The sequence below is a fragment of the Actinoplanes sp. CA-051413 genome, from assembly GCF_050955795.1.
In the GTDB taxonomy this organism is placed as follows: Bacteria; Actinomycetota; Actinomycetes; order Mycobacteriales; family Micromonosporaceae; genus Actinoplanes.
This window is the reverse complement of the sequence record NZ_CP192100.1, coordinates 9,145,417-9,157,259: the sequence shown is the minus strand read 5'-3', so window position 1 is coordinate 9,157,259 and position 11,843 is coordinate 9,145,417. Positions and strand designations below refer to the sequence as shown.

At 72.0% G+C, this 11,843-nt stretch carries 9 protein-coding genes; 8 read left to right on the top strand and 1 reads right to left on the bottom strand.

Features of this window, described 5'->3' with window-relative positions; translation table 11 throughout:
- Nucleotides 1–105 precede the first annotated feature (105 nt).
- Genes ACQP2Y_RS43205 through ACQP2Y_RS43185 form a run of 5 tightly spaced genes read left to right on the top strand, consistent with a single transcriptional unit; the run spans nt 106 to nt 5,311 of the window.
- Nucleotides 106–1,308 carry an ABC transporter permease gene (locus ACQP2Y_RS43205; RefSeq protein WP_433732324.1) on the top strand — a complete coding sequence of 401 codons (1,203 nt, stop codon included), beginning with the start codon at nt 106–108 and terminating at the stop codon, nt 1,306–1,308.
- Nucleotides 1,309–1,313: 5 nt separating this feature from the next.
- Nucleotides 1,314–2,582, top strand: coding sequence for an ABC transporter permease (locus tag ACQP2Y_RS43200; RefSeq protein WP_433722253.1), 1,269 nt, complete (start codon nt 1,314–1,316; stop codon nt 2,580–2,582).
- Between the two features lie 57 nt (nt 2,583–2,639).
- Nucleotides 2,640–3,353: a cytidine deaminase gene (locus ACQP2Y_RS43195; RefSeq protein ID WP_433722251.1), complete on the top strand. Its 714-nt coding sequence runs from the start codon at nt 2,640–2,642 to the stop codon at nt 3,351–3,353.
- Nucleotides 3,350–4,627, top strand: coding sequence for a thymidine phosphorylase (locus ACQP2Y_RS43190; protein ID WP_433722249.1), 1,278 nt, complete (start codon nt 3,350–3,352; stop codon nt 4,625–4,627). The genes ACQP2Y_RS43195 and ACQP2Y_RS43190 overlap by 4 nt, the downstream gene beginning before the upstream one ends.
- A 6-nt stretch (nt 4,628–4,633) precedes the next feature.
- Complete coding sequence (locus ACQP2Y_RS43185) at nt 4,634–5,311, top strand: DUF4272 domain-containing protein (protein WP_433722247.1); 678 nt, start codon at nt 4,634–4,636, stop codon at nt 5,309–5,311.
- A 6-nt stretch (nt 5,312–5,317) separates the two neighbouring features.
- On the opposite strand, the gene ACQP2Y_RS43180 is transcribed toward ACQP2Y_RS43185, so the two are convergent.
- Nucleotides 5,318–6,127: a putative RNA methyltransferase gene (locus ACQP2Y_RS43180; RefSeq protein ID WP_433722245.1), complete on the bottom strand. Its 810-nt coding sequence runs from the start codon at nt 6,125–6,127 to the stop codon at nt 5,318–5,320.
- A gap of 26 nt (nt 6,128–6,153) precedes the next feature.
- Between ACQP2Y_RS43180 and ACQP2Y_RS43175 the strand changes: the two genes are divergently transcribed.
- The 3 genes from ACQP2Y_RS43175 (at nt 6,154) to ACQP2Y_RS43165 (ending at nt 11,774) form a co-directional block, all read left to right on the top strand.
- Complete coding sequence (locus tag ACQP2Y_RS43175) at nt 6,154–7,221, top strand: adenosine deaminase (RefSeq protein WP_433722243.1); 1,068 nt, start codon at nt 6,154–6,156, stop codon at nt 7,219–7,221.
- A gap of 447 nt (nt 7,222–7,668) precedes the next feature.
- Nucleotides 7,669–11,373, top strand: a complete 3,705-nt coding sequence (locus ACQP2Y_RS43170) for a sensor histidine kinase (RefSeq protein WP_433722241.1) — start codon at nt 7,669–7,671, stop codon at nt 11,371–11,373.
- Nucleotides 11,370–11,774 carry a roadblock/LC7 domain-containing protein gene (locus tag ACQP2Y_RS43165; protein ID WP_014447580.1) on the top strand — a complete coding sequence of 135 codons (405 nt, stop codon included), beginning with the start codon at nt 11,370–11,372 and terminating at the stop codon, nt 11,772–11,774. Before ACQP2Y_RS43170 ends, ACQP2Y_RS43165 begins: the two co-directional genes overlap by 4 nt.
- Nucleotides 11,775–11,843 lie beyond the last annotated feature (69 nt).

Below are 11,843 nucleotides of genomic sequence, written 5' to 3'. Positions count from 1 at the left end.
CGGAAGCCGGCCGACGAGCCGGCCGCGGACCCGGCTGTCGCCACGGGCGTGCAGGACAAGCCGGCCGCCGCCCCGGACAGGAAGCCGGGCGACGACGACTCCTTCCTGAGCCACTTCCTGCACAACCTGTGGTCGGCCAACACGGTCACCGTGACCGTGCTCTCGGTCGTCATGGCCATGGTCATCGGCGCGATCCTGATCATCGTGTCCGACCCGGCGGTGCTGGACACGTTCTCGTACTTCACCGCCCGGCCCGGCGACGCGCTCAACGCCAGCTGGACCGTGGTCAGCAACGCCTACGCGGACCTGTTCAAGGGCGCGATCGTCGACCCGGCCGCGATCACCGCCTGGAGCAACGGCACCGGCACCTGGCGCCAGGTCGTCTTCCCGATCTCCGAGACGCTGACGTACGCGGCCCCGCTGGTGTTCACCGGCCTGTCGGTGGCGCTGGCGTTCCGCGGCGGCCTGTTCAACATCGGCGGCCAGGGCCAGGCGGTCGTCGGCACGATCTGCGCCGCGCTGGCCGGTTTCCTGCTGCCGCTGCCGCCGGTGATCCACCTGATCGCCGCGCTCGTCGCCGGGCTGCTCGGCGGCGCGCTCTGGGGCTTCGTGCCGGGCATCCTCAAGGCCCGCACCGGCGCCCACGAGGTCATCGTCACGATCATGCTGAACTACACCGCCAACCTGTTCCTGAGCTGGCTGATCCTGCAGAAGGGCATCCAGCAGAGCGGGCGCAGCGACGCGATCAGCGAGCCGGTCGACTCCTCGGCGCAGCTCCCCGCCGTCGGCGGTGAGGTCCGGGTCAACCTGGGCATCGTGCTGGCCGTGCTGGCCACCGCGGCGGTCGCCTGGCTGCTCAACCGGTCGGCGTTCGGCTTCGAGCTGCGCGCGGTCGGAGCCAACCCGGCCGCCGCCCGCACCGCCGGCATCAGCGTCGCGCGCACGTACACCCTGCTCATGGTCACCGCCGGTGGCCTGGCCGGGCTCGGCGGCGCGACCCAGGTGCTGGGCACCGCGCACGCGCTGACCACCCAGGTGGCCGGCAACATCGGCTTCGACGGCCTGCTGGTCGCCCTGCTCGGCCGCAACCGGCCGTGGGGCACGCTGGCCGCCGCGGTGCTGTTCGGCGCGCTGCGGGCCGGCGGCAACCGGATGCAGTCGTTCTCGAGCATCTCCCTGGAGCTCGTGACCGTGCTCCAGGCCCTGATCGTCATCTTCATCGCCGCTCCGGCCCTGGTGAAGGCGATCTTCCACCTGCGGGCCGCCCGCTCCGCGCGGCTCGGCGCATCGATGGCGAAGGGCTGGTGACCCCGGTGTCGACGGCGACAGTGGAGGACCTGACACAGACCGCGGCCCCGGCCCGGTTCTGGGACCGGCAGCGGCGGCTCGGGGTCGGTGTGGTCCTGATCGGCCTGATCGCGACGGCCATCTTCGGGCCGCTCGCCCCCTCGAAGACCGCCAGGTTCACCCTCAGTGAGGACGCCGCCGGCGCGGCGCTGTCCATCAACGGCCAGCTCGGCACGATCCTGTTCGGCCTGGTCGCGGTGGCCGCGGGCGCGGTGCTGCTGGCCGGGCTGGCCCGCCGCTACCAGACCTCCGTGCTGAGCCTGGGCATCCTCGGCTTCGTGCTGTCGTTCCTGTGCTGGCAGGTGGCGGGCAAGTTCCTGCCGCTGGTCGACACGGCGAGCGGCACGCTGGAGCTCGCGGTCCCGCTGGTGCTCGGCGCCCTGGCCGGCGTGCTCGGTGAACGCTCCGGCGTGGTCAACGTGGCCATCGAGGGCCAGTTCCTGATGGGTGCGTTCGGCGCGGCCCTGGTCGGCACGATGGCGACCAGCGTCTGGGCCGGCCTGTTCAGCGCGGCGGTCGGCGGCGTGCTCATCGCGGCGATCCTGGCCGTGCTGGCGATCCGCTACCTGGTGGACCAGGTCGTGGTCGGCATCGTGCTCAACCTGCTGGCGCTGGGCATGACCGGCTTCCTCTACGAGCGGCTCATGCAGACCGACGCCCAGTCGTACAACCAGCCGCCGCGGATGCCCGAGTGGCGCATCCCCGGCCTGGCCGACATCCCGGTCGTCGGCCCGGTCCTGTTCGACACCAACCTGCTGGTCTGGCTGGCCCTGATCCTGGTCTTCGCGATCCACTTCGGGCTCACCCGGACCCGCTGGGGCCTGCGGACCCGGGCGGTCGGCGAGCACCCGACGGCGGCCGACACGGTCGGCATCCGGGTACGCGGCCTGCGCTACCTCAACGTGCTGCTGGGCGGCGTGATCGCGGGTGCCGGTGGCGCCTACTTCACGCTGGTGGCGACGGGCAGCTTCAACAAGAACATGACGGCGGGCGCCGGCTTCATCGCGCTGGCGGCGCTGATCTTCGGTCGCTGGACGCCGTTCGGGGCGCTCGGAGCGGCGCTGTTCTTCGGCTTCGCGCAGAAGCTGGCGACGTATCTCAGCGTCGCGGGCAGCTCGGTGCCGAGCCAGTTCCTCAACATGCTGCCGTACCTGGCGACCATCATCGCGGTGGCCGGACTGGTCGGCCGGGTCCGCGCGCCGGCCGCCGACGGGCAGCCCTACATCAAGAGCTGACCGGCCGTTCAGGGGAGCCGCGACCGGCCGGAACGGTGGTGGGGCAGAATCGGCGGCATGGAGATCGACTGGGGCTCGTTGCGGGCCGCCGCCATCGAGGCCATGCGCCGCGCCTACGCCCCGTACTCCGACTTCCCGGTCGGGGTGGCCGGGCTCGTCGACGACGGCCGGGTCGTGGTCGGCTGCAACGTGGAGAACGCGTCGTACGGCGTCGGCCTCTGCGCCGAGTGCGGCCTGGTCAGCTCGCTGCACGCCACCGGCGGGGGCCGGCTGGTGGCCGTCTCGTGCGTGGACGCCAACGGCCTGCCGCTGATGCCGTGCGGCCGCTGCCGCCAGCTGCTGTACGAGCACGGCGGGGCTGAGTGTCTGGTGGAGGCGCTGCCCCGGCCGCTGCGGATGGCGGAGCTGCTGCCGAACGCGTTCGGGCCCGACGACATCGAGAAGGTCACGGGGCCGTCCGCGGTGCCGGCCGTGCCCGCCCAGCTGGCCAAGTGGCGCGGCCGCGGGACGGTGTTCGTGCACCCGGACCTCTCCGGCGGTGAGCAGGTGTGGACCGGCTACTGGGAGCGGTCGGCCGGCAGTCCCGGTGAGGCCGAGGCGGAGAAGGGTGTCCTCGAGGAGGGGCCGAACTTCGCGACCGCCGGTGCGGCGGTGACCTGGGGGCTCACCCGTACCCCCAGGGTCGTGGTCGTCGACGCCGAGGGCGGCCTGTCCTGGGCCGGCGAGGGAGAGCCGCCGGAAGGCATCGGAACCAAGTGGGGGCAACCATGAGCGAGTTCGCCGCGGTCGACGTCATCCGGACCAAGCGCGACGGCGGGGTGCTCTCCGACGCCGCGATCGACTGGGTCGTGGACGCGTACACCCGGGGCGCCGTCGCCGACGAGCAGATGTCCGCGCTCGCCATGGCCATCCTGCTGCGCGGGATGACCCCCGCGGAGATCGCCCGCTGGACCGCGGCGATGATCGCCAGCGGCGAGCGCCTGGACCTGTCGGCCGTCTCTCGGCCGACCGTCGACAAGCACTCCACCGGCGGCGTCGGCGACAAGATCACGTTGCCGCTGACCCCGCTGGTCGCCGCCTGCGGCGCCGCCGTGCCGCAGCTCTCCGGGCGCGGCCTCGGGCACACCGGCGGCACCCTCGACAAGCTCGAGTCGATCCCGGGCTGGCGGGCGGCCCTGAGCAACGACGAGTTCGTCCGCCAGCTGCAGGACGTCGGCGCGGTCATCTGCGCGGCCGGCGACGGGCTCGCCCCCGCCGACCGCAAGCTGTACGCCCTGCGCGACGTCACCGGCACGGTCGAGGCCATCCCGCTGATCGCCAGCTCGATCATGAGCAAGAAGATCGCCGAGGGCACCGGCGCGCTGGTGCTCGACGTCAAGGTCGGCACCGGCGCGTTCATGAAGGACGTCGACACCGCCCGCGAGCTGGCCCGGACCATGGTCGAGCTGGGCACCGCGCACGGCGTCCGGACGGTCGCCCTGCTGACCGACATGAACACCCCGCTGGGCCTGGCCGTCGGCAACGCGATCGAGGTCCAGGAGTCGCTGGAGGTGCTGGCCGGTGGCGGCCCCGCCGACGTGGTGGAGCTGACCCTGGCGCTGGCCCGGGAGATGCTCGCCGCGGCCGGCCTGGACACCGACCCGGCCGAGGTGCTCAGGTCCGGCGCGGCGATGGACTCGTGGCGGGCGATGATCCGGGCTCAGGGCGGCGACCCGGACGCGGCGCTGCCCACCGCCCGCGAGACCGAGGTGCTGCGCGCCGGCACCGACGGTGTGGTCGCGGGCATCGACGCGCTGGACGTGGGCCTGGCCGCCTGGCGGCTCGGCGCGGGACGGGCCCGCAAGGAGGACCCGGTGAGCTTCGGCGCCGGGATCATGCTCAAGGTGCGCCCGGGAGACACCGTACGGGCCGGTGACGTGCTGCTCGAACTGCGTACCGATGACGCCGGCCGGATCCCGGCGGCGCTGGCCACCGCCGAGGGCGCGGTCCGGATCGCGCCGGGCGCGCCCGCCCCCGCACCGCTGCTGATCGACCGCATAGCCTGATCGGTCATGAAGGCCGCCCCCGATCCCCGAGCGGTGCGCGACGCCAGCCTGGACGAGCTGCACCGGCTCGGCCTGCCGCTGCCGCCACCGGCGTTCCCGCTGGTCTGGGAGCCGGGGGACGGTGTGGAGCTGCGCGCGACGGCCGAGATCGAGGCCCGGGCGGCGGTCCTGCACGTGGTGGTGGCCCGCTGCTTCGGCATGCCCACCGAGGCGGCGATGACCTGGTTGCTCAGCTCACACCTGGTGGACTTCGTCACACCGCCGGAGTGGCAGTTCGTGGCCGGCGGCAAGGGTGACCACCGGTCCTTCGTGCTGCACCACGACGCGGTGTTCGCGTTGGCCTGGCTGCTGGGGCTGAGCCGGCACCTGGACCCGACCGAGCCGCCCGAGGACAGGCTGATGCAGCAGATGCCGGACCTGCCCGGCGGGGAGCTGTTCGACCGGTGGCGGTCGCGGGCGCTGGTGGCGCCGCGGGACCCGATCGAGGCGGCGGTGTTGCTCGACCTCTACTACTGCCTGGACTGGGCGTTCCAGGAGGCGGAGAAGGCCGGCGTGCCGGTGCCGGGGGAGATGGACAGCAACGCCATCGGGCAGCGCAGGTGGGCGCTCGAGTGGGGGGTGGTGTTCGTGGGGCCGTACCACGAGGAGCCGCCGGAGTGGGAAGAGGTCGACCTCTCCGTCTAGGCGGAACTACACCGGCCGGTAGACGGTCAGGGTCACCGCCGCGGTGACGGTCTGCTCCGCTGCCCTGATCTTGTCCAGGGGGACGTGGCGGGCGCTCGGGGTCATCCCGATCAGGGTCCGGGTCTCCGTGGCCGTCAGGCTGAGTCGGCGGCTGTGGGTGGTCGTGACCTCCGCACGGAAGCTCGGACCCAAGGTCTGCGCCACCCGGTCGGCCTTGGCCGGGTCGACCCGGATCAGGCTGTGGGCGGTCACCAGCTCCCGGAGGTGCTCCGGGGCCGGGGTGACGACCAGGAGCATGCCGTCGCGGCGCAGGACCCGGTGGAACTCCGGGCCGTTGCGCGGGGCGAAGACGTTCAGCAGGACCGAGACCGAGGCGTCGGCCAGTGGAAGGGGACGCCAGAGGTCGGCCAGGGCGGCGCCGGCCCGGGGATGGGCGCGGGCGGCGCGGCGCAGGGCCGGCTTCGACACGTCGAGGCCGAGTCCCGGGACGGGCGGCAGAGCGTCGAGGACGTGCGCCAGGTAGTCGCCGGTGCCCGTACCCGCGTCGAGGACCAGACCGTCGTCCGCCCGTACCGTCTCGGCCAGCGCCTCCGCGATGAAGGCGTAATGGCCTTCGGCCAGGAAGGCCGCCCGGTCCGCGATCATCTCGGCCGAGTCGCCCGGATGGGGCGACCGGCCCGCCGTCAGGTTCACGTAGCCCTGCCGCGCGATGTCGAAGCTGTGCCCCTGGCGGCACCGCAGGGCCTGGTCGCCGGTCCGGGCCAGCCCTTCGCCGCACACCGGGCAGCGCAGGTACGGCAATGCTCCGTCGATCATCCGCTGCTTCCCTCTAGCATCTGTTGATGGTCGCCATCACCCACGCCGACATCGTCAACGCCCCGAAGGCCCTGCTGCACGACCACCTCGACGGTGGGCTGCGGCCCGCCACGATCGTGGAGCTCGCCGCCGAGATCGGGCACGACCTGCCCGAGACCGACCCGGCCCGGCTGGGGGACTGGTTCGTCGCCGCGGCCGACTCCGGGTCGCTGGAACGCTACCTGGAGACCTTCGCGCACACCGTCGCGGTGATGCAGACCGAGGCAGGCCTGCACCGGGTGGCCAAGGAGTGCGCGCTGGACCTGGCCGCCGACGGCGTCGTCTACGCCGAGATCCGGTACGCCCCGGAGCAGCACCTGGAGCGCGGCCTGAGCCTGGACGCGGTCGTCGACGTGGTGCACGCCGGATTCCGCGAGGGTTGCGCCGAGGCGGCCGCCCAGGGTCACCACATCCGGATCGGCACGCTGCTGACCGCGATGCGGCACGCCGCCCGGTCGCAGGAGATCGCCGAGCTGGCGGTGCGGTACCGCGACACCGGGGTGGTCGGCTTCGACATCGCCGGCGCGGAGGCGGGCTTCCCGCCCACCCGGCACCTGGACGCCTTCGAATACCTCCAGCGGGAGAACTTCCACTTCACCATCCACGCCGGCGAGGCCTTCGGGCTGCCGTCGATCTGGCAGGCGATCCAGTGGTGCGGCGCCGACCGGCTGGGCCACGGCGTGCGGATCGTGGACGACATCACCGGGACGAGTCTGGGGCGGCTGTCGTCGTACGTGCGGGACAAGCGGATCCCGCTGGAGCTGTGCCCGTCGTCCAACGTGCAGACCGGCGCGGCCCCGTCGATCGCCGAGCACCCCATCGGGCTGCTGCACGACCTGCGCTTCCGGGTCACGGTCAACACCGACAACCGGCTGATGAGCGGTACGTCGATGTCGCGCGAGATGGCGCTGCTGGCCGAGGCCTTCGGGTGGGGCTGGAGTGAACTGCAGTGGTTCACGATCAACGCGATGAAGTCGGCGTTCATCCCGTACGACGAGCGGCTGGCGATCATCAACGATGTGATCAAGCCGGCGTACGCGAAGTTATTGGCCTAAAGTCCGCTTTTAAGCGGCATTGGCGACACGTCCGTACTTTCGTCTCGCGAAACTGGCGATTCGGCCAGCCGCCTCATCCTTTCGGACAGAGTGCTGTCTCAAACACTGCACAATCCGGCATCTTGCCTTGCCGTCGGCTCCTGTGCGAGCAATCGTCTGTGCTGCCGCGATCGAAGCTGGATCCGGTCCGATCGGTGTGTGCGGGAACCCCGTGGCACCGCTCGGAGCGAGTGACTCAAAGAGAAGCGCCCTTATACGAGCAGTGATGACTGACCGGCGATGTCCAACTCTTCGGACGCAACATCGCATCACACAAACGGTCCGGGTCAGGCTGCTCTTTCTCTTTGACACTCGTCGTGATGGAATCTCGGGGGCCCGACCCGGTGAGTCGGCCGTGTGCGGTGCCCGGTGATCCGATGGCCGGGTCCGAATCAGGAGGACGGTGACGTGAGCAAGCGCCCCAAGACGGCGAACGCTGTCATGTCGCGTCTCGGACGGCCGGCCGGCCGGCTGCGGGATCTGCCGATCTGGTCGAAGCTCGGGCTCATCATGCTCGTGCCCACGCTGGCGACTGTCGTCGTCGGCACCAGCGGCCTGATCGACCACATCAACGAGGCCAGTGACGCCGAGCGCGCCCGCACCCTGTCGGTGCTGTCGCAGGCCGCCGGTGGTCTTGTCGATCACCTGCAGAACGAGCGCGCCTACGGCGTGATGATCGCGACCACCAAGAAGAGCACGCCCGACCGTGCCTCCGCGGACGCCGCCTACAAGGCCGAGCACCCGAAGGTGGACGCCGCGAAGCTGCCGTACTCGCAGCAGAAGGCCGCGCTCGACGAGGTTCCGGAGCAGGTCAACATCCTGCTCAAGCGACTCGACAGCAACCTGCTCGAGCTCCCCTCGATCCGCAGTAAGACCGCCAACGGCGACTTCAACATCGAGGAGATCAGGACCAGCTACGACAAGGTCATCATCGACCTGCTGAACGTTCGTGACGCGTCCGCGCAGCTCGCCCAGGACACCGACCTCAGTGACCGGTTGCGGGTCGTCGCCGCCGTCGCCCGGGGTAAGGACTACATCTCCCAGCAGCGCGCCGTCGGCCTCGAGGTCCTCGGCCAGGGGAACTTCACCCCCAGCCTGCGGCGCAAGTTCCTGCTCACCGACACCGGGTTTGCGATCTCCGACGCCAACATGCGCCAGGTCGCGACCGACGAGGACGAGGCACTCTTCGACCGGACCGTCAGGGGGCCGGCAGAGCGCGCCGCCACCAACCTCACCATCCCGTTGCAGGGCCTGGCCCCGAACAACTCCAGTTCCATCCCGTTCAACCGCCCCCAGTGGGAAGCGGCGATGCAGGGCTACAACGACCTGTTCCGCAACGTCGAGAACCGCCTCGACAGCCAGGTCGTGGAGCAGGCCACCGAGATCCGCGACGACGTGCAGACCCAGGTTTTCGTCGAGACCAGCGTCCTGCTCGGCCTGCTGCTGCTGGCCATCATCTTCGCCTGGCTGGTCGCCCGCTCGATGGCCCGGTCGCTGCGCGAGCTGCGCCAAGGTGCCCTCAACGTCGCCCAGTTCGGCCTGCCCCAGGCGGTCGAGCGGCTGCGTGATCCCGCGCTGACCGGCTCGCTGACCCCGGCCCAGGTGGCCGACCAGGTCGCCGAGCCGCTGCCGGTCCGCAGCCGGGACGAGTTCGGGCAGGTGACCGAGGCATTCAACGCGGTCCACCTGGAAGCCGTCCGCACCGCGGCCGAGCAGGCCGCCCTGCGGTCCTCCGTCTCGACGATGTTCGTCAACCTGGCCCGCCGCTCGCAGATCCTGGTCGACCGGCTGATCGGCCACCTCGACCGCCTCGAGCGCGGCGAGGAGGACCCGGACCGGCTGGCCGAGCTCTTCCAGCTCGACCACCTCGCCACCCGGATGCGCCGCAACGACGAGAACCTCCTGGTCCTCGCCGGTGCCGACTCGACCCGTGTGCAGCGGGAGCCGGCGGCTCTGATCGACGTGCTCCGCGCCGCGCAGTCCGAGGTCGAGCACTACACCCGCATCGAGTTCGGCATGATCGACCGTGACATCGAGGTGTCCGCGCACGCGGTCAACGACATGGTCCACCTGGTCGCCGAGCTCTTCGACAACGCCACCGCGTTCTCCCCGCCGAACTCGCACGTCATCGTCGAGGCCCGGCGCCTGGGCGACGGCGCGGTGCTCTCGGTCGAGGACCGCGGCATCGGCATCAGCCGCGAGCAGCTGCGCGACCTCAACGAGCGGCTCGCCCAGCCGCCGATGGTGGACGTGGCCGTCTCCCGGATGATGGGCCTGGTCGTGGTCGCCCGCCTGGCCAACCGGCACGGCGTCAAGGTCGAGCTGCGCCCGGCCGACACCGAGCGCGGCACGGTCGCCGACGTGGGCCTGCCGGCCAGCGTCATGGTCTCCGCCTCGGCGGCGAACCGGCTGCAGCCCGGGGCCAACCCGTACGACCAGCCGGCGCGCAACGCGTACACCGAGCCGCCGCTGGCCCTCGAGAGCAGCTCCAACGGTCGCGGTGGCTACCCGACCGGGCGTCCGTTCGACCCGAACCCGCCGATGCCCGCCGGTGGCATGCTCGGCGCCGGTGGCAACGGCAACCGTTCGGTCCCGGCCTGGTCCGACCTGACCGGCGCCCCCTCGAACGGCTTCGAGCCCGCCGGCAACGGCAACGGCTTCGGCGGTCCGAGCAACGGCTTCGGTGGCCCCAGCAACGGCTTCGGCGGCGGCGCCAACGGCTCCGGCAACGGCTCGAACGGGGCCAACGGCTTCCACGGCCCGCGCAGCAACGAGCCGATCCCGCCGCGGCCGCAGTCGCCGGCCGGCCCGCAGGGTTTCAGCGGTCCCGACGGGCTGCCGCAGCGCCGCAACGGTGGTGACGCCTACCGGCCCGAGGACACGGGCTCGTACGGCCACACCATCCCGCGTCAGCTGCCGGCCAACCCCGAGTCGCAGAGCCGCAGCACGTTCGTGCCGCCGGTCTCCGCGCCCCCGGTGCCGCCGGTGTCCGCGCCGCCGGTGCCGTCCGCCCCGCCGTACGGTGGTGGCCGGCCGGTCTCCGCGCCGCCCGTGTCGTCGGCCCCGCCGGCTTCCGCACCGCCGTACCAGGGTCAGCAGCCCGGCCAGAACAGGCCCGGCTCGGCGCCGCCCGCGCCGCAGTCGGCCGCCGCTCCGGCCCCGCCCGCCTGGCCCCCGGTCAGCGCGGAGCGCGAGTCCGGCAGCAGCAGCGCCCCGCACGTCCCGGAGAGCCTCGCGGCCGCCCTGGACATGACGGCGGAGCTGCCCCGCTACCGCTCCGACCGCGGTGCCTCGAGCTCGCAGCCCCAGGTTGCCCGCCCGACCAACCCGCAGAACGCCACGCCGCAGTCCGAGGCGGAACGGTCGGCCGCGGCCGCCGCAGCCGCCCACGAGGCAGCGACCGCGCAGGCAGCCGCCGCTCAGGCGACCGCCGCCGCGCAGATCGCCGCCGCCCAGGCCGCGGCGCGGCAACGACAGTCCGGGGAAACGCAGGCGCAGTTCGCCGACGAGACCATGGAACTGCCGATCTTCCGCGAGCTCGAGTCGGCCTGGTTCACCACGGCCCGGCCCAGCGAGCCCGCGAAGCCGGCACCCGCGAAGCAGGCCCCCGCCGCCACCCCGGCGCCGTCGAACGACGACAACGCCGACTCGGTGGTCACCACCCAGCGCTTCTCCACCGGGGAACCGGCGCGCTCGGTCGGGGTGCCGCAGCAGGCCTCCCCGGAGTCCCGCGGCGACCGTGAGCCGGCCCCGGTCGGCGCAGTCGCGGCGAACGGAAACGGCAACAGCTCACTGAACGGCGCCGTCTCGAGCCCGTGGCAGACCGCCGCGGACGACGGCTGGCAGGCCGCCCGCAAGGCGGCCGAGATGCCGGTCGACACCACGACGACGGCAGGTCTGCCGCGCCGCACGCCGATGGCACAGCTCGTGCCGGGTGGCGTCGACCGGGCCGAGACCTCCGTACAACGCCGCACACCCGAGGCGGTTCGCGGGCTCCTGTCCGCCTACCATCGCGGGGTGCAGCGGGGTCGCACGAAGGAAAATTCGACCAACCCGGAGGAGACTCCGGGAGGGCAGCAGTCCTCGCAGGCTGGCAAGGAGCATGAAGCATGACAAGTACGCAGGATCTGGGTTGGCTGCTCGCCAACTTTGCCGACCGCGTTCCCGGGGTGGCGCACGCGATCGCGGTCTCCGCCGACGGTCTGCTTCTCGCGGCCTCCAGGGACCTTCCGCGTGACCGCGCCGACCAGCTGGCGGCTATCGCCTCCGGCCTGGTCAGCCTCACTCAGGGCGCCGCGAGGTGCTTCGAGGGTGGTGCGGTGCTGCAGACGGTCGTCGAGATGGACAACGGGTTCCTCTTCCTGATGTCGATCTCCGACGGTTCGTCGTTCGCCGTGCTCGCAGCCCGCAGCTGCGACGTCGGTCAGGTGGGCTACGAGATGGCGCTCCTGGTCGACCGGGTCGGCGAGGCGCTCACGCCCGCGCCGCGGTCCGCGGCCGGAGTTCTCGGCTGAACGGATGGTCCGCCGGCTCCGTCCGGCATCTGTCCAAAAGCTTGACGACAAGAGACACTTCTATGGGCC

Bases quoted from the DNA above. Each gene is read 5' to 3' on its own strand.
- ACQP2Y_RS43195 (WP_433722251.1), top strand. From the start codon at position 2,640: ATGGAGATCGACTGGGGCTCGTTGCGGGCCGCCGCCATCGAGGCCATG.
- ACQP2Y_RS43190 (WP_433722249.1), top strand. From the start codon at position 3,350: ATGAGCGAGTTCGCCGCGGTCGACGTCATCCGGACCAAGCGCGACGGC.
- ACQP2Y_RS43185 (WP_433722247.1), top strand. From the start codon at position 4,634: ATGAAGGCCGCCCCCGATCCCCGAGCGGTGCGCGACGCCAGCCTGGAC.
- ACQP2Y_RS43180 (WP_433722245.1), bottom strand. From the start codon at position 6,127: ATGATCGACGGAGCATTGCCGTACCTGCGCTGCCCGGTGTGCGGCGAA.
- ACQP2Y_RS43175 (WP_433722243.1), top strand. From the start codon at position 6,154: ATGGTCGCCATCACCCACGCCGACATCGTCAACGCCCCGAAGGCCCTG.
- ACQP2Y_RS43165 (WP_014447580.1), top strand. From the start codon at position 11,370: ATGACAAGTACGCAGGATCTGGGTTGGCTGCTCGCCAACTTTGCCGAC.